Genomic DNA, 22,349 nt, shown 5'->3' with positions numbered 1-22,349 from the left:
AAACCGTCGGGCATCGACATTGAGTGAAACCGGATGTCGTTCAGCCCTCTACAGCGCCGCGCGTCTAATCAGACGCGCAAAGAACGCTGTAGCACTTTGAATTGCCACATGTTTTTATCCAAACATGCAGTAGACCAAACGCATCCAGCAAAGGCTTACTTCGTTTCCTGCGGTTTGTTAGCGTCGTCATAGGCTTTCTTGAGCGCCGGATCCGAGATTTCGACGCCGGTTTCCTTCTTCGCGGAAGCCAGAAGTTCAAGATATTTGTCGCGCATGACGAGCTGACGAACCTGCGGCTCGACCTGTTCCAGCGTCGGCGGCGCCTGCGGGCGCTTGTCCTCGACGAGGATGACGTGGAAGCCGAACTGCGTCTTCACCGGGGTCTTGGTGTAGCTGCCCTTTTCGAGGGCGAAGGCGGCCACTTCGAATTCCGGCACCATCCGCCCCTTGGCAAAATAGCCCAGATCGCCGCCGTCATCCTTGTTCGGATCGGACGACTTGGCCTTGGCGAGCTCGACGAAGCTCTTGCCGGCCTCAAGCTCCTTAATCACGGCCTTTGCCTCGTCCTCGGTCTTCACCAGGATATGGCGGGCCTTGATCTCTTCCTGTGCCGGGATTGCGGCAATTTCCTTGTCGTAGCGTGCCTTGACGTCTTCCTTCGTCACCGCGTCCACGACATGCTTCTTGAAGAACGCATTGTGCAGCTCGCGCTCGGTGAGGTAGGCGATACGCTGCTTGAAGACGGCGTCGTCCTGCAGACCCTCCTTCTCAGCGTTCTTTGCCAGAAGCTTGACGTCGATGACGGCCGAAAGCGCGGCGGCGCGTTTCTGCTCTTCCGGCATCTGCTGAAGCTGCGGATCAAGACCACTGAGAGCGAGATTGAGTTCGGACTGATGGACTTCCTGCCCGCCAACTGTCGCGATCACTGGATCGGTCTCTTCGGCGCGCGCTCCGTTAACAGCGATCGCCACGACGAATGCCGCAGCCGCCAAAGTCTTGTATCTGGACATTTCACTAACCTTTCACCATTGGCCGCCGGCGCGATTGCCACTGGCCGTTGCGGCTGCACAACACCAGAATGTGGCCGTTCTGTAACCATCCGGCAGTGCAAGTGCGTTGACATAATCCGACCCCCCTCTTATCTGTCACGCAACCTCGCGTCCAGAACAGTTTCCGGGCGTTTCATGGCATTATGTGGTTTTTCAAGCCCAACCTGAAACCCCAGGCGACAAATGAAAGAAAGGGCCATTCATATGGTCAGTCTCGGCGGCTTAGCCCGCAAGTTGTTTGGTTCCGCCAATGAGCGCCGCGTCCGTAGTTACCAGGGCCGGGTGGACGCCATCAACGCGCTTGAAGCCGAAATGAAGGCGCTCAGCGATGAAGCGCTGGCGGCAAAGACCACGGAATTCCGCCAGCAATTGGCCGACGGCAAGACGCTCGACGACATCCTCGTCCCCGCCTTTGCCGTCGTGCGTGAAGCCGCGCGCCGCGTGCTCGGCCTGCGTCCCTTCGACGTCCAGCTCATCGGCGGCATGATCCTGCATGAGCGCGCCATCTCCGAGATGAAGACCGGTGAAGGCAAGACGCTCGTCGCGACGCTGCCCGTCTATCTCAATGCGCTTGCCGGCAAGGGCGTGCATGTCGTCACCGTCAACGACTATCTGGCCCAGCGCGACGCCGGCATGATGGGCCGCGTCTACGGCTTCCTCGGTCTGACGACCGGCGTCATCATTCACGGCCTCAGCGACGAGCAGCGCCGCGAAGCCTATGCCTGCGATGTCACTTACGCGACGAACAACGAACTCGGCTTCGACTATCTGCGCGACAACATGAAGTATGAGCGCTCGCAGATGGTGCAGCGCGGTCACTTCTTCGCGATCGTCGACGAAGTGGACTCCATCCTGGTCGACGAGGCGCGCACGCCGCTGATCATCTCCGGTCCGCTCGACGACCGCTCCGACCTCTACAATACGATCAACGAGTTCATTCCGCTGCTTGCGCCGGAAGACTACGAGATCGACGAGAAGCAACGCTCGGCCAATTTCTCGGAAGATGGCACCGAGAAGCTCGAAAACATGCTGCGCGCGGCCGGCCTCCTGAAGGGCGAGTCGCTTTACGACATCGAGAACGTCGCGATCGTCCACCACGTCAACAATGCGCTGAAGGCCCACAAGCTCTTCACGCGCGACAAGGACTATATCGTGCGCAACGGCGAGATCGTCATCATCGACGAGTTCACCGGCCGCATGATGCCGGGCCGCCGCTATTCCGAAGGCCAGCACCAGGCGCTGGAAGCCAAGGAAAAGGTGCAGATCCAGCCCGAGAACCAGACGCTCGCCTCGATCACCTTCCAGAACTACTTCCGCATGTACGAAAAGCTTGCCGGCATGACCGGCACGGCATCGACGGAGGCCGAGGAATTCGGCAATATCTACGGCCTCGAAGTGGTCGAAGTCCCGACCAACCTGCCGATCGTGCGCCTCGATGAGGATGACGAAGTCTACCGAACGGCCGGCGAGAAGTACAAGGCGATCATCGACGAGATCAAGTCGGCGCATGAACGCGGGCAACCGATGCTGGTCGGCACCACCTCTATCGAAAAGTCCGAGCTGCTGGCCGAGATGCTGAAGAAGACCGGCTTCACGAAGTTCCAGGTGCTGAACGCACGGTATCACGAGCAGGAAGCCTTTATCGTCGCCCAGGCCGGTGTGCCGGGCGCGATCACGATCGCGACCAACATGGCCGGCCGCGGTACCGACATCCAGCTCGGCGGCAATCCTGACATGCGCATCCAGCAGGAACTGGACGACATGGACCCCGGCCCCGAGCGCGAGGCGCGCGAAAAGGCGATCCGCGAAGAGGTGCAGAAGCTCAAGGAGAAGGCGCTCGCTGCCGGCGGTCTCTATGTTCTCGCCACCGAGCGCCACGAGAGCCGCCGCATCGACAACCAGCTGCGCGGCCGCTCCGGCCGTCAGGGGGATCCCGGTCGCTCGAAGTTCTTCCTGTCGCTCCAGGACGATCTGATGCGCATCTTCGGGTCCGATCGCATGGACGGCATGTTGCAGAAGCTGGGCCTGAAGGAGGGCGAAGCAATCGTCCATCCGTGGATCAACAAGGCGCTTGAGCGGGCCCAAAAGAAGGTCGAGGCACGCAACTTCGACATCCGCAAGAATCTGTTGAAATATGACGACGTGCTCAACGATCAGCGCAAGGTCATCTTCGAGCAGCGCATCGAGCTGATGGACGCGGAGAGCGTCACCGAGACGGTCACCGACATGCGTAACGAAGTGATCGAGGACGTCGTCAGCAAGCGGATTCCCGAACGCGCCTATGCCGAGCAATGGGACGTCGAGGGCCTGAAGGCGGATGTCCAGCAGTATCTCAATCTCGACCTGCCGATCACCGAGTGGGCTGCGGAAGAGGGTATTGCAGAGGACGATATTCTCGAACGCATTACAGAGGCCGCCGACAAGGCCGCGGCTGACCGGGCCGAACGCTTCGGTCCCGACATCATGCAATATGTCGAGCGCTCTGTCGTGCTGCAGACGCTCGACCATCTCTGGCGCGAACACATCGTCAACCTCGACCATCTTCGTTCGGTCATCGGCTTCCGTGGCTACGCCCAGCGCGATCCGCTGCAGGAATACAAGTCCGAAGCATTCGAACTGTTCCAGGCCCTGCTCGGCAATCTCCGCCAAGCGGTGACGGCACAGTTGATGCGCGTTGAGCTGGTGCGCGAGGCACCCGACGCACCGCAGCCTCTGCCGCCGATGGAAGGCCATCACATCGATCCGCTGACCGGCGAGGACGACTTCGCGCATGCTGGTGCGCCGCTGCTGGCCGCGGCACCGGCGAACCGCAATCCGGCCGATCCCTCGAGTTGGGGCAAGGTAGCGCGCAATGAGCCCTGCCCTTGCGGCTCGGGCAAGAAATACAAGCATTGCCACGGAATGTACGAAGCATGATCGAATGCCGCCTTCGGGCGGCATTTTCATAAGATGCGTTCGGCCCGGCCGCGGCGCGTTGCCGGCAGGCGTAACAGCCCTCCTGCGGCTGCCGCGCTGAACCGTTTGTTAACGCTGATCTGGCAGAAGTGAGGCCCTGTATTGCGTAGTGTCAGGGTGTCCTCGTGTTCATGGCGGTATGTCAATCGGCCGGACGAATGTTGCCGTCGGCGCTGAGGCAACGCCTGTCTCCGCTGCTGGTGAGGCTTGGACCGATCGCGTCCGGCTCTGATCCCAAGAGTCGCGCGCAACGCACGGCGCTGATTGCTTTTGCAGTCCGCATCTTCAGTGCAGCCATTGCCCTCGTCTCACAGATCGTTCTCGCTCGCCTGATGGGCGAGTTCGAATACGGGGTCTTCGTCTTCGTCTGGGTGCTGGCCATCCTGTTCGGCAACCTGTCCTGCCTCGGCCTGCACGCCGCGGTCATCCGCTTCGTGCCGGAATATCAAACGGCAGGCGCCGTGGCGGAAATCCGTGGGCTCACGACCGTGGCGCGTATCTTTGCGCTGTTGTCGGCGACCGCGCTCGCCACCATCGGCGGCATCGGTCTCTGGTTCTTTGCCGACATCATCGAGCACTATCATCTCGTCGCCCTTTATCTCGGCCTTTTCGCCCTGCCGATGATTGCGCTCGGCGACGTGATGGACGGCACGGCCCGCGCGCATAGCTGGCCGCTCGCGGCGATGAGCCCCACCTTCATCATCCGGCCGCTGCTCATCCTCGCCTTCATGGTGCTGGCCACCGCCGCCGGCTTGCCCAATTCGGCGAAGACGGCAATGGTTGCCGCGTTGGCGGCCACCTACGTCACGACGCTCGGGCAATTTCTCGCAATGACATCGCGCCTGCGCAGACGTTATGTTCATGGGCCGATGAAGATCAAGCTCGGACCATGGCTGCGCCTCTCCGTGCCGATATTTCTCGTCGAAGGCTTCGGTTTCCTGCTGACCAATTCCGATGTCGTGATCGTCGGGCTCTACCTGCCGCCAGACGACGTCGCGATCTACTTTGCGGCCGCCAAGACCATGGCTCTCGTTCATTTCGTCATGTTCGCCGTGAAGGCGGCGGCGGGGCCGCGTTTCTCCGAGGCGATGGCTTCCGGTGAAAGCCGCCGGCTCGCCGAAATCGCAACCGAAAGCGCACACTGGTCCTTCTGGCCCTCGCTCGCGATGGGCGGCACGGTGCTAATCGCCGGTCGTTTCCTGCTGTCGCTGTTCGGCCCCGCCTTCACCGCCGGCGCGCCGTTGATGGCGATCCTGTTTGCCGGGATTCTGGCCAAGGCCTTCGTCGGCCCCGTCGAAACCCTGCTCACCATGGCGGGCCGGCAGAAGCTCTGTGCGATCCTTTACGCGACCGCGCTCGCCGTCAACATTGCGCTGAACGTTGTCCTCATCCCGGCCTTAGGCCTGACGGGCGCGGCTTTCGCCGCAGCCGGCGCGATGGTCTTCGAGGCGGCAATTCTGCACCTCGCGGCAAGACGCACTTTCGCCATCCCTCTCCTCGCTTTCGCGGGCGCAGGAAGCGGCAACGACAAGAACGAGGCGGTCCGTCCATGATCGGCAATACACCCTTTCCCGGAGACACAAACGGCAGGGCGAGCCGCCTGCTCGGCGGATTGGCACAACCCGGCTTCGACGCGTCGCAACCCGAGCAGACCGTCAGCGTCGGGCGGCCCGGTCGCCACCTTTCGATCTATTCCGCAAGGGCTGGCTACGAGTTGCAGCGAGAGCTGGATTACCTCTCCAACCGCGCGATAGAACCGAACGTATTCTTTGCTGGCCGCTTCCTCGCTCCGGCCATGCCGCGCCTCGAGGACCGTGTCATCCGGCTCGCCGTGATCCGGGACAATGACGAGCGCCGCAGCCGAATGCGCTTCCTCATGCCGTTTTCGATCGAGAAGCCGGGCTTCGCAATCGGTGCGTCCATCATTCGCGCCTGGTCCAATCCGTTCGGCCCGCTGGGCGTGCCGCTGCTCGATGCAGAAGGTGCGGCCGAAACGATCAGCAATCTCTACGAAGCGCTGGCCGCCCCCTCCTCCGGTCTGCCGCCGGTGCTCGTGCTGCCGGATGTGAGGCTCAAGGGTCGGTTCGCACAGCTCGCACGCGCCGTCGCGATCAGCGAAAACCTGCCGCTCACCGTCACCGACACCTTTGAACGGCCGATGCTCGAAAGCCTGCTCGACGGTCCGACCTATCTGCGCAAGGCAATCAAACGAGGACATTTCAAGGAACTGCGCCGTCAGTGGAAGAACCTCGAAAAACATGGGCGGCTGATTTACAACGTCGCGCGCCAGCCGGAGGAGATCCGGTTGCGCATGGAGGAATTCCTGGCGCTTGAGGCTTCCGGTTGGAAGGGGCGCGAACGCAGCGCCATGATCACGGATCGCTTCCGCGCCGCCTTTGCCCGCGAGGCGATCACCAATCTCGCCGAGACGGATAGCGTCCGCATCCACACGCTCGATCTCGACGGCAAGGCGATCGCCGCCATGGTCGTTCTGCTCATGGCCGGCGATGCCTATACGTGGAAGACCGCCTATGACGAGCGATATGCCATATATTCTCCCGGCAAGTTGCTCCTCGCCGAGCTAACGGAATGGCACCTTGACGATGCCAACATAACTCGCTCCGATTCCTGCGCGGTGCCGGACCACCCGATGATCGCCCGCTTCTGGCAGGAACGCGAGGAGATGGGAACGCTCGTCATCGGCCTGCAGCAGAACCGTGACCGCGACGTTCGCCAGGTCGCGGCGCAGCTCCACCTCTATCGCAATACCCGTAACATGGCACGGCTGCTGCGCGAGAAGATACGGGCGCTTGCCGGCCGCTGACGTCGCCGCCGCTACTCCCGAAGCGCTTCGGCAGCCGCCCGGTCGCGCAAGAGCCGGCGGATTACTTTCCCTGAGGTCGTCAACGGCAGGCTGTCGACGAAATCGATCTCGCGCGGGTATTCGTGCATGGAGAGCCTGGTCTTCACCCAGTCGCGGATTCCGGCGGTGGTCTCTTCATCGGCGGAGGCGCCGGGCTTCAGCACCACATAGGCCTTGACGATCTCCGTGCGGAGCGGATCGGGCTTGCCGACAACCGCTGCCAGTTGAACGTCCGGATGACCAGCCAGGCAATCCTCGATCTCGCCGGGTCCGATGCGGTAACCCGACGAGGTGATAACATCGTCGTCGCGCCCGAAGAAGGTGAAGTAACCCTCCGCGTCCATCACGCCCTGATCCCCGGTCGTCATCCAATCGCCGATGAACTTCGTTTCCGTCGCCCGCTCATTGCGCCAATAGCCGAGGAACATCACCGGGTCCGGGCGCTGGACAGCCACCTGCCCGACCGTGCCCGCGGGCAGAACCCTCCCCTCGCCGTCAATGATCGCCACACGGTGACCAGGCGCCGCCTTGCCCATGGAGCCGGGCTTCAAGACACCGAGGTCCGCGGCCGAAGAAATGACGATATTGCATTCAGTCTGGCCATAGAACTCGCTGACCTCGATCCCGAGCGCTGCCTTTGCCCATTCGAAGGTCTCCCGCCCGAGCGCCTCGCCGGCGGAACCGATCGTCCGCAGCTTGAGGGTGTAACGGTCACGCGGCCGGTCGACGGCCTTCAGGAGCCGAAGCGCCGTCGGCGGAATGAAGGCATTGCGCACGTCCATCTCTTCCATGATCCGGAAGGCCATGTGCGGGTCGAATTTCTGCGCCGGCGACGAAACCACCGGCACGCCCAGCAGCAGCGACGGCAGCAGCGCGTTCAGAAGCCCCCCGGCCCAGGCCCAGTCGGCCGGGGTCCACATCCGGTCGCCCGGTTGCGGCAGGAAATGATGATGGAACTGGAAGCCCGGTAGATGGCCAAGCAGGACGCGATGCCCGTGCAGCGCCCCCTTCGGAGGCCCGGTCGTTCCCGAGGTGTAGATCATCAGCGCCGGATCATCCGGCGTCGTATCGGCGGCAGCAAAACGCCTCCCGCTGTTCGCGAGCCGGTCGAAACGAAGCGTGCCTGGTTCGTCCTCATCTTCCGCCAACACGACGAGACCGAGGTCCGGCAACTTCTCCCGGATCCCCTCAAGCCGCTCGTACCCGAACCGGTTGGTGACGATCGCAGTCGCAGCAGCATCCAGCAGGCGATATTCAAGCGCATCGACGCCGAACAGCAAAGCGAGCGGCAAGGCAATCGCGCCGAGTTTATAGATCGCAGCATGCGCGATTGCCGCCTCGAAACCCTGCGGCAGGAAGATCGCGACGCGATCACCGCGCTTGACGCCATGGTCCGCCAATCCGGCCGCAAAGGCGGACGAGCGCGCCGCGAACGCGCCATAGCTCAGAGACAGATGCGCGCCATCAGGCCTGAAATGCTGAAGGCAGACACGCTCCGGCTCCCGCTCCGCCCAGGCATCGCTGACTGCGACACCGATGTTGAACTTCTCCGGAATCCGCCAGCGGAAATCGCGGTAAAGTTCGTCGTAGGTTTCGATCTTCGGGAGCATGGGCGGCCGCAACAGATTTTTTCCGTCATGCAGCTAACATTTTCGCACCCGCCTGTTCAATGGAGGTGCGGCCGCGAGAAGATGTCGGGTGTTCTGCGGTATTTGTATGGTGGTGCCCCATGCCGGGGTCGAACCAGCACTCCTTTCGGAACTCGATTTTGAGTCGAGCGCGTCTACCAATTCCGCCAATGGGGCTCAGGCTGTGATGTCAGCGGTTTGCGATTTACACGATCGATTTCGCGCCGGTCAACCGCGAAAATGCATTTCGCCGCCCGGCGATCACAAAAGCGTGCAAACGGTGTGGCTTGCGGGCAATTTACAGCGCCGCTGATCCTTCCTAAGAAAGCGTCGTAATTGCATGGCCGGCCGCCGAGGCCGTCCACCCTGTCGCTCGACTGCGAGGTATCCATGACCGCAGCTTCCGCCGCCCAACGCCAGCATCTCGTTGGCGCCGTTCTCGTCACGCTCGGCATGGCGGCAGCGGTCGGCGGCGCGCTCGGCTTCGAGCACATCGGCGGCTATATCCCCTGTGCGCTTTGCCTGTTGCAGCGCAATCCCTATTACTATGGCATTCCGCTCGGCATCCTTGCGGTCGTTTCGAGCGCTCTCAAGTTACCGGCATGGATCACGCGAACGCTGCTTCTGCTCGTCGGCATCCTGATGCTCGTCGGCGTCGGCATGGGCATATATCACTCGGGCGTCGAATGGCATTTCTGGGAGGGACCGTCGACCTGCGCGACGGCTGCTCAGGGGATCTCGTCCGATGTCGGGGACCTGCTCGGCGATCTCGATGCGAAACACGCCCCCTCCTGCACGGACGCGGCGCTGCGCGTGCTCGGCCTCTCCTTCGCCGGCTGGAACGTGATCGCGAGCCTTATCCTGGCCGCAATCGCGTTGCGCGCTGCCGCCAAGGCTTGATGACGCCTACTGCATGTTTCCAAAAAACATGCAGCGATTCAAAGTGCTACAGCGTGTTTGCGCGTCTGATCTGATAAGACGCGCGGCGCTGTAGGCCTGACGGTTACGGCTGCAGTTCGACATCCCAGTAGAGATAGTCCATCCAGCTTTCGTGCAGATGGTTCGGCGGGAAGAGCCGGCCGTTGTTGTGCAGGTCCTGCACCGTCGGCTGGTACGGCCTCTGATGCGGGAACATGTTGGCCTGCTTCGGCAGCTTGCTGCCCTTGCGCAGATTGCAGGGCGAACAGGCCGCGACGACATTTTCCCAGGTCGTCTGGCCGCCATGGGCGCGCGGCACCACATGGTCGAAGGTCAGGTCGTCAGGCGATCCGCAATACTGACACTCAAACTTGTCGCGGAGGAAGACGTTGAACCGGGTGAAGGCCGGATGGCGCGACGGCTGCACATAACTCTTGAGACAAACGACGCTCGGCAGCCGCATCGAAAAGCTTGGCGACGAGACTGAATGTTCGTATTCGGCGAGGATTATGACGCGGTCAAGGAAGACGGCCTTGATCGCGTCCTGCCAGGACCAGAGCGACAAGGGGTAGTAGCTCAGCGGCCGGTAGTCGGCGTTCAAGACGAGCGCCGGCAGGGCCTGCGGTGAGACTGCAATCGTCAAGCGTATTCTCCTGATCGATTCGGCATCTGCACCTTCTATATTAGTCGTGTTGCAACAGGATTGTGAAGCCACAAAGAAAAACGGCGTGAAGGATTCGCTTTTTTCTTCAAGGCGTCACCGGCAGCGCGTCACGTCGCAATTCCTGTGCATAATAGGCCCAGAACAGCCGCGCGGCGACGCTGCGCCACGGTGACCAGGAGGTCGCGAGCGAATCAATTTCGCGTGCTGTCGGGCGCAGATCGAACGCGAGCGCATGGCCGATGGCGTTCTGGAGCGCAACGTCGCCGGACGGAAAGACGTCCGGATGGCCGGCGCAGAAAAGCAGGTAGACTTCCGCCGTCCAGCGACCGATCCCCTTGATTGCCGTCAATTCGTGGATCGCCACGGTGGCCTCGGCGTTGCAGATGGCATCGAGATCGATCTCGCCCGCCGCTGCGGCAGCCGCGACACGCCGCAACGTGTCGGCCTTGGCGCGGGAGAGACCGAATTGCCGGCAATCTTCGTCGTCGAGCGAAAGGACTGCGTCCGGCCTGATCTCGCCGAGGGCGGCCTCCATGCGCCGCCAGATCGCGGCGGCGCTCGCCTTTGAGACCATCTGCGAAACGATGATGTTGGCGAGACCGCGATACCCGGGATCCGTTCGCCTGAGTGGAACCGGCCCCGCCTTGGCGATCACGTGCTCGAGACGGGCATCGAGCATCACCAGACCGGCAAGCCCGGCCTCGATATCCTCGTGCGTCCGGATGATCCGCATGCGCCCTCCACTGCATGTTTCGTTAAATCGTAACCGATTTAGGGACAAAAACATGCAGCAAATCAAAGTGCTATAGCGTTCTTTGTGCGTCTGAAAAGACGCATGGCACTGTAGAAAGCGGATGACCTCTATACCGCTTCCATGCCAAAGGGAACGATGTCCATTTTGCCAGAGCAACCCGTTTTTCGTTTCGCACCGAGCCCGAACGGCCTGCTGCACCTCGGGCATGCCCTGTCCGCCATCCTCAATCATGACATGGCGGCCGCCACCAACGGACGCTTTCTGCTGCGTATCGAGGATATCGACCGCGCGCGTTGCCGCCCGGAGCTGGAACAGGCGATTTTCGACGATCTCGGCTGGCTGGGTCTCAGTTGGGAGCACCCGGTGCGCCGCCAGTCCGAACACTTCGACCTTTATGCCGCGATGCTTCAGCGCTTGCAGGCAATGGGCATCGTCTATCCATCCATAATGACGCGCGGGGAGATCAGGGCGGCGGTGGCCACGGCGGAGGCAGAAGGGTCCGTCTGGCCGCGCGATCCGGACGGAACGCCGATTTATCCGGGTCGCGAGCGCAAACTATCGCTTGGCGAGCAAGCCGCTCTCATCGCCGGCGATCGGCCCTTTGCCTGGCGCCTCGACGTCGAAAAAGCGATCGATCTCGTTCCCGGTCCTTTGACGTGGCAGGAGACCGGCGCGGGCCCTGCCGGAGAAACGGGCCAGATTCCGGCCGATCCCACAAGCTGGGGCGATGTGATCCTTTCGCGTTCGGACGCGCCATCGAGCTACCACCTCTCGGTCGTCATCGACGATGCGCTGCAGGGTGTCACCCATGTCGTGCGCGGACGCGACCTCTACCATGCGACTTCGGTCCATCGCTTGCTCCAGCGGCTTCTCGATCTGCCTGAACCGGTCTACCACCATCACCGCCTTATCCTCGGGCCGGATGGCAAGAAGCTGTCGAAGAGCAACAAGGACACCGGGATTGCGGCTTTCCGCGCTGCCGGAAAGACGCCTGCGGATATTCGTGAGATGGTGTTATGAGCGGGGTGAGGAAAAGTGTGCGCGGTTTTCCGCCCGCATCCCGCTCTAACTTATTAAAATAGATCACGATGATGTTGGGTCGATTCGACCGAACATCATCGTGATCTATGAGCCATTCTCGCCGGTGCGATCGCCATTCTCTCGCTGGCCCAGGAAATTGCGCATGACGAGGCGTTTGACGCGGTATTTCAGAATGGCGGCATTGATCTCGGCGCCGATGATGAAGATTGCGCCGACCATGTACAGAAACACCAGAACGATCACGACCGAGGCGAGACCGGCATAGGTGGCCACATAGCTGGAGAAGGCTCTGAGGTAGTAGGCAAAAGCGTAGGCTCCGATCGACCAGAACACCAGAGTGAGGACGATTCCGGGAAGGACATCGACCACTTTGCGATGACCGTCCGGAAGCCAGAGATGTGATACCAGCAGCCCGCCGGTGAGCATCACCAGGGCCAGCGTCAGCCCCCAATCTTCGACCGTTGCGAGGACGGTGTCGAGCCAGGGCAGCCATTGGTCGGCATTGCGCACCGCAAGCGGCACCGCAACGAGCAGAAGGCTGATAACGGCAAGGATCAGCACGCCTGCGATCACGAAGCCAAGACTCGCAAGCCGCGTAATGTACCAGGGGCGGCTTTCCGCCACCCGGTAGGCGCGGTTTAGCGCAATCCTGAGCGCTTCGACGCCGTTGGAGGCGAAATAGGCGGCGGCGAGCACCGAGACGGTGAGCAAGCCGCCGCGCGGAATCGTCAGCACCCGCACGACCTCATCGGCCACCGGTTTGGCGATCGATTCCGGCCAGGCATCGAAAATCAGATGGACGGCGGTCTCGGCAAACTGGTCGGCGCCGAGGAAGCTGCCGAGGGCGGTGCCGAAGATCAGGAATGGAAAGACGGCCATCAGCGAGGACAGCGCCACATGGCTCGCCATCGCCCAGCCGTCGTCCTCGCTGAAATGCCAGAGCGCATCAAACACGACCTTCCAGATGATGCGAACGAGGGCTGGCATTCCATCTCCGAGCTTGCAGTATCCACGCGCACCGACAGACGCCCGTGTAACACACGCAATTCAATTGTATCCCACGGATGAATATGGGAAACGGGGGGTGGATTTCTACAGGAATCGACCGGATGTCCGATCGCCCCACCATCATCGTCACAGGCTGCTCTTCCGGCATCGGCGCCTATTGCGCCCGCGCGCTGAAGGCGGACGGCTGGCGCGTCTTCGCGACCGTTCGCCGGCCTGAAGATCAGACGGAACTGGAGGCCGAAGGCATCGAGACCTTCATCATGGACTACACCAGGCCGGAAACGATCGTCGCGCTGGCGGAGGCGGTGATGGCCCGTTCGGGCGGGCGCATCGACGCCCTGTTCAACAACGGTGCCTATGGTCAGGCGGGTGCGGTCGAGGACCTGCCGGCCGAGGCGCTCAGGCTGCAGCTCGAAACCAACGTCGTCGGCTGGCATGAGCTGACACGCCGCGTGATACCGGCGATGCGCGCCCGCGGCCACGGCCGCATCGTCCAATGCTCGTCTATACTCGGCATTGTCCCCTATCGCTGGCGCGGTGCGTACAATGCGTCGAAATTCGCCATCGAGGGACTGTCGCTGACGTTGAGAATGGAGCTTGCCGGCAGCGGCGTCTACGTCAGCCTGATCGAGCCGGGGCCGATCGCGTCGAAATTCACGGCCAATGCCATCCCCTATATCGAGCGCTTCATCGATCTCAAGAATTCCGTCCACCGCGCGGAGTATGAGCGGCAGATGCGACGTCTGCGCGGCGAAAGCAAGCCAGCACCGGGCAAGCTCGGGCCGGACGCCGTCTACGCCGTTTTAAAACATGCGCTGACATCGCGCCGGCCGCGACCGCACTATATAGTAACAAGACCCGCCAAGCAGGGTGCACTGCTGAAGAAGCTCCTGCCGGCCACCCTATTCTATCGCATCATCGGCCGCCTCGGCTGACAGAAATTGGAGGGATATGCATCATGTCCACTTTCTTCACCGGCCTGACCCTGCTCGTCATGGGTCTGGTCGTCATCGTCCTGATCCGCGGTCTTTTCAACATGGCCACGGGCGGCAGCGGCAATACGTCGAACAAGCTGATGCAGGCGCGCATCGTGCTGCAGGCGATCGCCATCGCGCTGATCATGCTGACGCTTTGGATCACCGGCGGCGGACGGCCGAGCTGAGAAAGGGCGACGGCACCATGGTACGGCTCAACAAGATCTATACGAGAACAGGCGACGACGGCACGACCGGACTTGTTTCCGGGCCACGTCGCGCGAAATGCGACCTGCGCGTCGAGGCCTACGGCACGGTCGACGAGGCGAACGCCCTGGTCGGCCTTGCGCGCCTGCATACAGACGGCACGCCCGATCTGGACGCGATGCTGATGCGCATCCAGAACGACCTCTTCGACCTTGGAGCGGACCTTGCAACACCGGATACCGGCGAGACGCTGGACCATGAACCGCTGAGGATCGCAGCCGCTCAGGTTGCAAGGATCGAGGGCGAGATCGACCGCCTCAACGCCGATCTCGAACCCTTGCGGTCCTTCGTTCTGCCGGCCGGCAGCCCGGCTTCTGCGGCCCTGCACGTTGCCCGCACCGTCGCGCGACGCGCCGAACGCCAGATCGTTGCACTTGCAGCCGGTGAGATCGTCAGCCGCGACGCGATCGCCTATATCAATCGCCTCTCAGACTTCCTTTTCGTGGCCGCTCGCTGGGCAAATGACAAGGGACGTTCCGACGTGCTTTGGGTTCCGGGCAAGAACAGGTAACGTTCGTCAAGAATCACGCTCGGGGGCCGCATGTTCATACCGCTTCACGACAGCAACGCGCTGAAGCACATCAGCATGCAGTACGTGACGATCGCACTGATCGCTACGAACGTCGCGGTCTGGCTGGTTACCGGCCCAATCGCCACGGAAGAATTCGCAAACGCGGCCGTGCTCGGGCTCGGCTACATCCCGGCCGTGATCTTCGAGTATGCCGACCTCGACCCGTCGTTCGTCATCGTGCCCGATCAATTCACGTTCGTCACCTATTCGTTCCTGCACGGCGACTTCTCGCACCTTGCGATGAACATGCTGTTTCTCTGGGTTTTCGGCGACAATGTCGAGGACGCGCTCGGGCATTTTCGCTTCCTCGTCTTCTACTTGCTGTGCGCGGCCGCGGGCGCGCTTGCGCACGGTCTGCTCGATCCTGCCTCGGAAGCGCCGCTGATCGGCGCCTCGGGCGCCATCTCTGGTGTCGTCGCCGCCTATTTCCTGCTGCATCCGAAGGTGCGAGTGTGGGTTCTCGTCCTCTTCCGCATTCCGTTGCCGCTGCCCGCGGCAATCCCGCTGGCGTTCTGGATCGGCCAGCAATTCTACATGCTGGTGGTCGACTCCGGCAGCGGTGTCTCCTGGAGTGCTCATGTCGGCGGCATTGTTGCGGGGCTTCTGCTCGTGGTTGTTTTGCGACGTCGCGGCGTTCCGCTTTTCGATCGCACGATCGTCAGTCCGCGCGCCGTCGCGCATCGTGAGGAGCGCCCGGCTGACGTCGACGCCAGCGCCGCGAGCGCCCGCAAACCGCCTACTCCATGGGGGCGTCCGACCTGAGCGCCGACGGGGCCGCACAATGTGCGTGCAGATATGAGTCGCAATTTCAATATGTTGATCGTTTCGCGGGTGGTAAGGTCCGTGCCCTTTGGCGTTCCGTGCCGGCGGCTTGCCAAGCGCCCTTCTGACGTGTACGTAAACGTCATTCGAAATCTCGAGGTTATATCGATTTAGCTTCGCGAACGGCGATTGTAATTGGAGAAAAAACGCGTATCGATGTCGCCAACCGACAATCAGGCAGCTCTGTTTAGGGGCATTTTCCTGCGAAAGCTCTTGGAGGGAATGAATCCATGAAAATCCTAGTAACGGTGAAGCGGGTCGTCGACTTTAACGTCAAGATCCGGGTGAAGGCGGATGGCACCGGCGTCGAGCTTGCCAATGTCAAGATGTCGATGAACCCGTTCGACGAGATCTCGGTCGAAGAGGCGCTCCGCTTGAAGGAAGCCGGCAAGGCGAGTGAAGTGGTAGTGGTGTCGATCGGTCCGGCCAAGGCCGAGGAGACGCTCCGGACCGCGCTCGCCATGGGTGCCGACCGGGCGATCCTGGTCGAGACCGAAGACCAGGTCGAGCCGCTTGCCGTTGCCAAGATCGTCAAGGGCGTGGCCGAGGCCGAACAGCCGGGGCTGATCATCGTCGGCAAGCAGGCGATCGACGACGATTCCAACCAGACCGGCCAGATGCTCTCGGCGCTCTTGGGCTGGGCCCAGGGCACCTTTGCCTCCAAGGTCGAGATCGGTGACGGCAAGGTCAATGTCACCCGCGAAGTCGACGGCGGTCTGCAGACGGTGGAACTGAAGCTGCCGGCGGTGGTGACCACCGATCTCAGGCTGAACGAGCCGCGTTATGCCTCGCTGCCGAACATCATGAAGGCGAAGAAGAAGCCGCTCGACAGACACACGCCGGCCGATTTCAGCGTCGACACGAGCCCGCGGCTGAAGGTGTTGAAGACGGAAGAGCCGTCGGGCCGCAAGGCCGGCATCAAGGTCAAGTCGGTCGCCGAGCTCGTCGAGAAGCTCAAGAGCGAAGCCGGCGTTCTGTAAAGGTTAGGAAAGGGAGATCTCATAATGGCCATTCTGCTTCTGGCTGACCACGACAATACCAACCTTTCCGACCAGACGGCCAAAGCGCTGACGGCGGCTACCAAGATCGGCGGTGACGTCCACATTCTCGTCGCCGGTTCGGGCGCCAAGGCCGTCGCCGAACAGGCGGCGAAGCTTGCCGGTGTCGCCAAGGTGCTCGTCGCCGACGACGCCTCGCTCGCCCACAATCTCGCCGAGCCGCTGGCCGCCACGATCGTCTCGCTTGCCGGCGGCTACGACACGCTCATCGCCGCCGCCACCTCGGTCGGCAAGAACGTCATGCCGCGGGTTGCCGCCCTGCTCGACGTCGCCCAGGTCTCGGAAATCATCGAGGTGGTTGCGGCCGACACCTATCGGCGGCCGATCTATGCCGGCAACGCCATCCAGACGGTGCAGACGAGCGAAGCCAAGCGGGTGATCACCGTGCGCACCGCCGCCTTTGCCGCGGCTCAGGATGGCGGCTCGGCCGCGATCGAGACGGTCTCGGCCGCCGCCAATCCCGGCGTTTCGAGCCATGTTGCCGATGCGCTGTCGTCGTCGGACCGGCCGGAACTGACCTCGGCGAGGATCATCATCTCTGGCGGCCGGGCGCTCGGCTCGTCGGAGAAGTTCAAGGAAGTGATCCTGCCGGTCGCCGACAAGCTCGGTGCCGCCGTCGGTGCATCGCGTGCCGCCGTCGATGCCGGTTATGCCCCGAACGACTGGCAGGTCGGCCAGACCGGCAAGGTGGTCGCCCCCGACCTCTACATCGCCTGCGGCATCTCCGGCGCCATCCAGCACCTCGCCGGCATGAAGGATTCCAAGGTGATCGTCGCGATCAACAAGGACGAGGAGGCGCCGATCTTCCAGGTCGCCGACTACGGCCTCGTCGCCGACCTCTTCGACGTCCTGCCGGAACTTGAAAAGGCGCTGTAACCACGCGTAAAACGCGTTTGCCTCCGGCATGAAAAAGGCTGGAAAAAGCGCGGGCTTGGCATTAACAATCGTACCGGGCCGGCCCGAACGGTCCGGTACTTTCGTTTCTGCGGCTGCGAAGCTGCCGAAAATCTCTTGAGGATGGATGTAAGCTTCAATGATCAAGACGGTCGGAATTGTTGGCGCTGGTCAGATGGGCTGCGGCATTGCCCATGTTTCGGCAGCCGCCGGATACAAGGTGCAGCTCTACGACCTTGCTGCGGACCGCATCGAGGCCGGGCTTGCGACCATCAACGGCAATCTCGCCCGTCAGGTTTCCTCCGGCAAGATGACCGACGAGGACCGCAAGAAGGCGCTTTCCCTGATCAAGGGTTCCGCCGACATCAACGATCTCTCTCAGGCCGACCTCGTCATTGAGGCGGTGACGGAAGACGAAACCGTCAAACGCAAGATTTACGGCCAGGTTTGCCCGATCATGAAGCCGGAAGCGCTTCTTGCAACCAACACCTCTTCGCTGTCGATCACGCGGCTCGCTTCCGCGACCGACCGGCCGGAGCACTTCATGGGCATCCACTTCATGAACCCGGTTCCGGTGATGAAGCTGGTGGAACTCGTACGCGGCATTGCGACCGATGAAGAGACGTTCAAGGCAGCGAAGGAATTCGTCGCCCGCCTCGACAAGACCGTAACCGTCGCCGAGGATTTCCCCGCCTTCATCGTCAACCGCATCCTGCTGCCGATGATCAACGAGGCGATCTACACCCTCTACGAGGGCGTTGGCAGCGTGGATGCCATCGATACGGCGATGAAACTCGGCGCCAACCATCCGATGGGGCCGCTGCAACTGGCCGACTTCATCGGTCTCGACACCTGCCTTTCGATTATGCAGGTGCTGCATGACGGCTTGGCCGACTCGAAGTACCGCCCCTGTCCGCTGCTGGTCAAATATGTCGAGGCCGGCTGGCTCGGCCGCAAGTCCGGCCGCGGCTTCTACGACTATCGCGGCGACGTGCCCATTCCGACGCGCTGACGGTCAGCTGCCGGCCACGGTGCCCAGCGCTGCCTTAATGAGCCCCTTCGCATCTTCGCTGTCCCACGCGGCGGGACCGTTCATCGATCCGATCAGGCAGCCCTTCTCGTCGAGGAGGAGCGTAGCAGGAAGGCCGAAGGCGAGGCCCTCCTTCTTGAGCGTATTGAACACGCCCATAGACGCATCACGGTAGTAGCCGAGCTCGTGAACTCCGATCTCATCGAGGAAGGCCTTGGGCTTTTCGTCGGCGCCGGTGTCGATGTTGATCGCGACGACCGCGAAGCGGTCGCCACCGAGCGCTTTCTGCAGCTCATTCAACGCCGGCATCTCTTCCCGGCAGGGCACGCACCAGGTCGCCCAAAGATTGACGAGGATCGTCTTGCCGGCGAAGGCGGCTAGTGTCAGCGGTTTTCCATCGGGGCCGTTAAAATCGAGACCACTGATCGGACGCGGGTCGGCCGCCGGCGTCATGGCGGCGACCTGGCCCTTCATGAACGGGGTCAGCGAGGCAACCTTTTCCTTGGTTTGTGGACAGCTCCCGCCTTCCGCCGTCTGCGTCGCTGCACTGTCGCCGGATCCTGTGGCATTGCCAGACCCCGTCTCCTTCACGTATACCGCAGCCGCGCCGACGATCACGCCGAAAAGGGCGGCGAGCGCGAACAACCGGATGGCCAGGGGAGTTTTCTTCTGGTCTGGCATTTCATTCTCCAAGGCGGGCATCCTCATGGCTGACGGCAGTTCCGAGACGAAATCCTCCAACCAGATGTGGGGCGGGCGCTTCGCCTCTGGCCCGGATGCGATCATGGAGGAGATAAACGCCTCGATCGGCTTCGACAAGAAGCTCTATGCCCAGGACATCCGCGGCTCAATAGCGCATGCGACCATGCTGGCGCATCAAGGCATCATTTCTGCCGAAGACAAAGACAAGATCGTTCACGGGCTTAACACGATCCTGTCAGAGATCGAAAGCGGTGCGTTCGAATTCTCACGGCGCCTGGAAGACATTCACATGAATGTCGAAGCGCGGCTGGCAACCCTGATCGGGCCCGCTGCCGGCCGACTGCACACGGCGCGCTCGCGCAACGACCAGGTCGCGCTCGACTTTCGTCTGTGGGTGAAGGAAGAGCTGCAGAAAACGGAAAAGGCCCTGACAGCGCTGATCGCCGCCTTCCTGGATCGCGCCGAAGAACATGCCGATACCGTGATGCCCGGGTTCACCCATCTGCAGACGGCGCAGCCGGTCACCTTCGGTCACCATTGCATGGCCTATGTCGAAATGTTCGGCCGCGACCGCTCGCGCGTCCGCCACGCGATCGAGCACATGGACGAAAGCCCGATCGGCGCTGCAGCTCTGGCCGGCACGGGCTTCCCCATCGACCGGCACATGACGGCAAAGGCGCTTGGCTTCCGCGAGCCGACCCGCAATTCCATCGACACCGTCTCCGACCGCGACTTCGCACTGGAGTTCCTTTCGATCGCCTCGATCGCGGCGACCCACCTGTCGCGCCTCGCCGAAGAGATCGTCATCTGGTCGACGCCGCAATTCGGCTTCATCCGCCTGTCGGACGCGTTTTCGACCGGGTCGTCGATCATGCCGCAGAAGAAGAACCCCGACGCCGCCGAGCTCGTCCGCGCCAAGACGGGCCGCATCAACGGCTCGCTGATCGCACTGCTGACCGTGATGAAGGGCTTGCCGCTCGCCTATTCGAAGGACATGCAGGAGGACAAGGAGCAAGTCTTCGACGCCGCCGAGAGCCTCGAACTGGCAATCGCAGCGATGACCGGCATGGTGCGCGACATGACCGTGCGTGCCGATCGGATGAAGGCTGCCGCGGGCTCCGGCTATTCGACCGCAACCGACCTTGCCGACTGGCTGGTCAGAGAAGCGGGCCTGCCCTTCCGTGACGCCCATCATGTGACCGGCCGCGCCGTTGCGCTTGCCGAACAGAAGGGTTGCGATCTCGCCGATCTCTCGCTCGCCGACCTGCAGTCGATCAACCCGGCGATCACCGGGAAGGTCTTCGACGTGCTCACCGTCGAGGCCTCGGTCGCAAGCCGCACCAGCTTCGGCGGCACGGCGCCTGCCGAGGTGCGTAAGCAGATCGCCTGGTGGCGGGCCCGCAACTAGACAGCGCAGAAAAAGGGTGCACAAGGCCCTGAAAAATCGATAAGACATCGCACCAGAGCGGGACGGGAAACCCGCCCGCTCCAACTCACTCGGCTCCCGTTCCGGCAAAGGAAAATGACGATGACATTGACGAAGGCAGCCCGGCTTGCGCTTGTGCTCGCTATCCCCGGGCTGGTTCTCATCGGTTGTGGGCGTAAGGGCGATCTCGACCGACCGGGCGCCACGACGCTCAACACGAAGGCGCCGGCGGGAACCGTCGAAGAGAAGGATACGGTAGAGGACCGGCCCTTCCTGCTTGATCCCCTCCTCTGAACCGAGCGAACCCCGTGAACCATTTCCAATACCGTGACGGAATTCTCTACGCCGAAGACGTCCCCGTGACGGACATCGCAAGAGCCGTTGGAACACCCTTCTATTGCTATTCCACCGCAACGCTGGAACGCCACTACCGGGTCTTCGCGCAAGCCTTCGCCGACGTTGACGCCATGGTCTGCTACGCCATGAAGGCCAATTCGAACCAGGCCGTGCTGAAGACGCTGGCTCGGCTTGGCGCGGGGGTCGATGTGGTTTCCGAGGGCGAACTCCGTCGCGCGCTTGCCGCCGGCGTGCCGGCGAACCGGATCATGTTTTCCGGCGTCGGCAAGACCGCGCACGAGATGGATTTCGCCATCGAGGCGGGGATCTATTGCTTCAATGTCGAGTCCGAACCGGAGCTCGAGGTCCTGAACCAGAGGGCACTAAGGGCCGGCAAGCAGGCGCATGTTTCCTTCCGCATCAATCCGGACGTCGATGCCCGCACGCATGCGAAGATTTCGACCGGCAAGAAGGAGAACAAGTTCGGTATTTCCTGGGAGCGGGCGCGTAGCGTTTATGCCCATGCGGCCACCCTGCCCGGCATCAAGGTCACCGGCATCGACATGCATATCGGCAGCCAGATCACGGAGTTGCAGCCGTTCGATGATGCCTTCAAGCTGCTGCGTGAGCTCGTCGATACCCTCAGGTCCGATGGCCATGTGATCGACCACGTCGATATCGGCGGAGGTCTCGGCATTCCCTACAAGGAAGACAACAATCCGCCGCCATTGCCCGATGCCTATGCCGACATCGTCAAGAACCAGCTTAAGGGCCTTGATTGCCGCATCGTCACCGAACCCGGCCGGCTGATCGTCGGCAACGCCGGTATTCTCGTCACCGAAGTGGTCTACGTAAAAGATGGCGGCGACAAGACCTTCGTCATCGTTGACAGCGCGATGAACGACCTGATCCGCCCGACGCTCTACGAGGCCTATCACGAAATCCGGCCGGTGAGGATTTCCGCTGCCAATGCGCCGCGCATCAAGGCCGACGTGGTTGGCCCTGTTTGCGAAACTGGCGACTACTTGGCGCTCGATCGCGAGATGGCGATGCCGAAACCGGGCGATCTCTTCGCAATCGGCTCGGCCGGTGCTTACGGCGCCGTGCAGTCGGGTACCTACAACAGCCGCCTGCTCGTGCCGGAAGTGCTCGTCAAGGGCGACCGCTTCCACGTCGTGCGTCCGCGTAAGGACTATGACAGTCTGATCGGCCTCGACTCGGTGCCGGACTGGCTTGACTGAGCCGCTCTCGTTCGGTTTCTGGCTGAGAGACCGCATGGCCGCGCGGCGATCACGATTTGTTGTCGCCCTCGTCTTCGCCACAAACGGTGTTATCCTGCGGTGCAAGGATTACTACGCGCCGTGCGTCTTTTCAGACACGCACGGACGC

Annotated in this window: 21 protein-coding genes and 1 tRNA gene; 15 read left to right on the top strand and 7 right to left on the bottom strand. The window is 62.1% G+C overall.

Annotated features, from left to right (window positions below):
• Positions 1-155 precede the first annotated feature (155 nt).
• The gene (locus tag PZN02_RS09645) at positions 156-1,010 is read right to left on the bottom strand and encodes a peptidylprolyl isomerase (RefSeq protein ID WP_280661336.1); all 855 of its coding nucleotides are present in this window, start codon (positions 1,008-1,010) and stop codon (positions 156-158) included.
• Positions 1,011-1,253: 243 nt separating this feature from the next.
• Between PZN02_RS09645 and secA the strand changes: the two genes are divergently transcribed.
• From secA to PZN02_RS09630, 3 genes are all read left to right on the top strand, one after another.
• A complete protein-coding gene (gene secA / locus PZN02_RS09640) occupies positions 1,254-3,965 on the top strand; it encodes a preprotein translocase subunit SecA (protein ID WP_280661443.1) in 2,712 nt (903 codons plus the stop codon).
• Positions 3,966-4,162: 197 nt separating this feature from the next.
• Positions 4,163-5,557, top strand: a complete 1,395-nt coding sequence (locus PZN02_RS09635) for a lipopolysaccharide biosynthesis protein (RefSeq protein WP_280661335.1) — start codon at positions 4,163-4,165, stop codon at positions 5,555-5,557.
• Positions 5,554-6,828, top strand: coding sequence for a GNAT family N-acetyltransferase (locus PZN02_RS09630; protein ID WP_280661334.1), 1,275 nt, complete (start codon positions 5,554-5,556; stop codon positions 6,826-6,828). The genes PZN02_RS09635 and PZN02_RS09630 overlap by 4 nt, the downstream gene beginning before the upstream one ends.
• A gap of 11 nt (positions 6,829-6,839) precedes the next feature.
• On the opposite strand, the gene PZN02_RS09625 is transcribed toward PZN02_RS09630, so the two are convergent.
• Both PZN02_RS09625 and PZN02_RS09620 read right to left on the bottom strand, forming a co-directional pair.
• Positions 6,840-8,477, bottom strand: coding sequence for an AMP-binding protein (locus PZN02_RS09625; RefSeq protein ID WP_280661333.1), 1,638 nt, complete (start codon positions 8,475-8,477; stop codon positions 6,840-6,842).
• Between the two features lie 110 nt (positions 8,478-8,587).
• A tRNA-Leu gene (locus PZN02_RS09620) sits at positions 8,588-8,672 on the bottom strand.
• 213 nt (positions 8,673-8,885) lie between these two features.
• Here PZN02_RS09620 and PZN02_RS09615 point away from each other — a divergent pair.
• A complete protein-coding gene (locus PZN02_RS09615; RefSeq protein WP_280661331.1) occupies positions 8,886-9,395 on the top strand; it encodes a disulfide bond formation protein B in 510 nt (169 codons plus the stop codon).
• Positions 9,396-9,498: 103 nt separating this feature from the next.
• On the opposite strand, the gene PZN02_RS09610 is transcribed toward PZN02_RS09615, so the two are convergent.
• Both PZN02_RS09610 and PZN02_RS09605 read right to left on the bottom strand, forming a co-directional pair.
• Positions 9,499-10,056, bottom strand: a complete 558-nt coding sequence (locus PZN02_RS09610) for an HNH endonuclease (RefSeq protein ID WP_280661330.1) — start codon at positions 10,054-10,056, stop codon at positions 9,499-9,501.
• A 106-nt stretch (positions 10,057-10,162) separates the two neighbouring features.
• Positions 10,163-10,810: a DNA-3-methyladenine glycosylase family protein gene (locus PZN02_RS09605; RefSeq protein WP_280661329.1), complete on the bottom strand. Its 648-nt coding sequence runs from the start codon at positions 10,808-10,810 to the stop codon at positions 10,163-10,165.
• Positions 10,811-10,966: 156 nt separating this feature from the next.
• On the opposite strand from PZN02_RS09605, the gene gluQRS reads away from it, so the two are divergent.
• The gene (gene gluQRS / locus PZN02_RS09600) at positions 10,967-11,851 is read left to right on the top strand and encodes a tRNA glutamyl-Q(34) synthetase GluQRS (RefSeq protein WP_425336279.1); all 885 of its coding nucleotides are present in this window, start codon (positions 10,967-10,969) and stop codon (positions 11,849-11,851) included.
• A 105-nt stretch (positions 11,852-11,956) separates the two neighbouring features.
• Here the strand turns inward: gluQRS and PZN02_RS09595 are convergent, their stop codons facing one another.
• Positions 11,957-12,859 (bottom strand): YihY/virulence factor BrkB family protein, encoded by a 903-nt coding sequence (locus PZN02_RS09595; RefSeq protein WP_280661327.1) that lies wholly within the window; start codon positions 12,857-12,859, stop codon positions 11,957-11,959.
• 122 nt (positions 12,860-12,981) lie between these two features.
• On the opposite strand from PZN02_RS09595, the gene PZN02_RS09590 reads away from it, so the two are divergent.
• From PZN02_RS09590 to PZN02_RS09560, 7 genes are all read left to right on the top strand, one after another.
• Positions 12,982-13,815 carry an SDR family oxidoreductase gene (locus PZN02_RS09590; RefSeq protein ID WP_280661326.1) on the top strand — a complete coding sequence of 278 codons (834 nt, stop codon included), beginning with the start codon at positions 12,982-12,984 and terminating at the stop codon, positions 13,813-13,815.
• A 23-nt stretch (positions 13,816-13,838) separates the two neighbouring features.
• Positions 13,839-14,042 (top strand): twin transmembrane helix small protein, encoded by a 204-nt coding sequence (locus PZN02_RS09585; protein ID WP_280661325.1) that lies wholly within the window; start codon positions 13,839-13,841, stop codon positions 14,040-14,042.
• A gap of 17 nt (positions 14,043-14,059) precedes the next feature.
• A complete protein-coding gene (locus PZN02_RS09580) occupies positions 14,060-14,632 on the top strand; it encodes a cob(I)yrinic acid a,c-diamide adenosyltransferase (protein WP_280661324.1) in 573 nt (190 codons plus the stop codon).
• Between the two features lie 30 nt (positions 14,633-14,662).
• Positions 14,663-15,454 carry a rhomboid family intramembrane serine protease gene (locus PZN02_RS09575; RefSeq protein ID WP_280661323.1) on the top strand — a complete coding sequence of 264 codons (792 nt, stop codon included), beginning with the start codon at positions 14,663-14,665 and terminating at the stop codon, positions 15,452-15,454.
• Between the two features lie 290 nt (positions 15,455-15,744).
• Entirely contained in the window at positions 15,745-16,494 is a 750-nt protein-coding gene (locus PZN02_RS09570) for an electron transfer flavoprotein subunit beta/FixA family protein (RefSeq protein ID WP_280661322.1), read from the top strand.
• 24 nt (positions 16,495-16,518) lie between these two features.
• Entirely contained in the window at positions 16,519-17,448 is a 930-nt protein-coding gene (locus tag PZN02_RS09565; protein WP_280661321.1) for an electron transfer flavoprotein subunit alpha/FixB family protein, read from the top strand.
• A gap of 157 nt (positions 17,449-17,605) precedes the next feature.
• Positions 17,606-18,478: a 3-hydroxybutyryl-CoA dehydrogenase gene (locus PZN02_RS09560; protein ID WP_280661320.1), complete on the top strand. Its 873-nt coding sequence runs from the start codon at positions 17,606-17,608 to the stop codon at positions 18,476-18,478.
• A gap of 3 nt (positions 18,479-18,481) precedes the next feature.
• Here PZN02_RS09560 and tlpA read toward each other — a convergent pair whose 3' ends face one another.
• Positions 18,482-19,177, bottom strand: coding sequence for a thiol:disulfide interchange protein TlpA (gene tlpA, locus PZN02_RS09555; RefSeq protein WP_280661319.1), 696 nt, complete (start codon positions 19,175-19,177; stop codon positions 18,482-18,484).
• Between the two features lie 25 nt (positions 19,178-19,202).
• Here tlpA and argH point away from each other — a divergent pair, with 25 nt between their 5' ends.
• From argH to lysA, 3 genes are all read left to right on the top strand, one after another.
• Complete coding sequence (gene argH, locus PZN02_RS09550; protein ID WP_280661318.1) at positions 19,203-20,606, top strand: argininosuccinate lyase; 1,404 nt, start codon at positions 19,203-19,205, stop codon at positions 20,604-20,606.
• A gap of 120 nt (positions 20,607-20,726) precedes the next feature.
• Positions 20,727-20,918: an LPS translocon maturation chaperone LptM gene (lptM, locus tag PZN02_RS09545; protein WP_136508852.1), complete on the top strand. Its 192-nt coding sequence runs from the start codon at positions 20,727-20,729 to the stop codon at positions 20,916-20,918.
• 14 nt (positions 20,919-20,932) lie between these two features.
• On the top strand, positions 20,933-22,201 hold the full coding sequence (gene lysA, locus PZN02_RS09540) for a diaminopimelate decarboxylase (RefSeq protein ID WP_280661317.1): 1,269 nt from the start codon (positions 20,933-20,935) through the stop codon (positions 22,199-22,201).
• Positions 22,202-22,349 lie beyond the last annotated feature (148 nt).

This window comes from Sinorhizobium garamanticum, from assembly GCF_029892065.1.
Taxonomy (GTDB): domain Bacteria; phylum Pseudomonadota; class Alphaproteobacteria; order Rhizobiales; family Rhizobiaceae; genus Sinorhizobium; species Sinorhizobium garamanticum.
Note: the sequence above shows the minus strand (reverse complement) of the source record. Positions and strands in the feature narration are given on the sequence as shown.

Bases quoted from the DNA above. Each gene is read 5' to 3' on its own strand.
- secA (WP_280661443.1), top strand. From the start codon at position 1,254: ATGGTCAGTCTCGGCGGCTTAGCCCGCAAGTTGTTTGGTTCCGCCAAT.
- PZN02_RS09560 (WP_280661320.1), top strand. From the start codon at position 17,606: ATGATCAAGACGGTCGGAATTGTTGGCGCTGGTCAGATGGGCTGCGGC.
- PZN02_RS09630 (WP_280661334.1), top strand. From the start codon at position 5,554: ATGATCGGCAATACACCCTTTCCCGGAGACACAAACGGCAGGGCGAGC.
- PZN02_RS09595 (WP_280661327.1), bottom strand. From the start codon at position 12,859: ATGCCAGCCCTCGTTCGCATCATCTGGAAGGTCGTGTTTGATGCGCTC.
- lptM (WP_136508852.1), top strand. From the start codon at position 20,727: ATGACATTGACGAAGGCAGCCCGGCTTGCGCTTGTGCTCGCTATCCCC.
- gluQRS (WP_425336279.1), top strand. From the start codon at position 10,967: ATGTCCATTTTGCCAGAGCAACCCGTTTTTCGTTTCGCACCGAGCCCG.
- PZN02_RS09575 (WP_280661323.1), top strand. From the start codon at position 14,663: ATGTTCATACCGCTTCACGACAGCAACGCGCTGAAGCACATCAGCATG.
- PZN02_RS09615 (WP_280661331.1), top strand. From the start codon at position 8,886: ATGACCGCAGCTTCCGCCGCCCAACGCCAGCATCTCGTTGGCGCCGTT.
- PZN02_RS09605 (WP_280661329.1), bottom strand. From the start codon at position 10,810: ATGCGGATCATCCGGACGCACGAGGATATCGAGGCCGGGCTTGCCGGT.
- PZN02_RS09565 (WP_280661321.1), top strand. From the start codon at position 16,519: ATGGCCATTCTGCTTCTGGCTGACCACGACAATACCAACCTTTCCGAC.
- PZN02_RS09645 (WP_280661336.1), bottom strand. From the start codon at position 1,010: ATGTCCAGATACAAGACTTTGGCGGCTGCGGCATTCGTCGTGGCGATC.
- PZN02_RS09585 (WP_280661325.1), top strand. From the start codon at position 13,839: ATGTCCACTTTCTTCACCGGCCTGACCCTGCTCGTCATGGGTCTGGTC.
- PZN02_RS09635 (WP_280661335.1), top strand. From the start codon at position 4,163: ATGTTGCCGTCGGCGCTGAGGCAACGCCTGTCTCCGCTGCTGGTGAGG.
- argH (WP_280661318.1), top strand. From the start codon at position 19,203: ATGGCTGACGGCAGTTCCGAGACGAAATCCTCCAACCAGATGTGGGGC.
- PZN02_RS09570 (WP_280661322.1), top strand. From the start codon at position 15,745: ATGAAAATCCTAGTAACGGTGAAGCGGGTCGTCGACTTTAACGTCAAG.
- PZN02_RS09590 (WP_280661326.1), top strand. From the start codon at position 12,982: ATGTCCGATCGCCCCACCATCATCGTCACAGGCTGCTCTTCCGGCATC.
- PZN02_RS09625 (WP_280661333.1), bottom strand. From the start codon at position 8,477: ATGCTCCCGAAGATCGAAACCTACGACGAACTTTACCGCGATTTCCGC.
- tlpA (WP_280661319.1), bottom strand. From the start codon at position 19,177: ATGCCAGACCAGAAGAAAACTCCCCTGGCCATCCGGTTGTTCGCGCTC.
- PZN02_RS09580 (WP_280661324.1), top strand. From the start codon at position 14,060: ATGGTACGGCTCAACAAGATCTATACGAGAACAGGCGACGACGGCACG.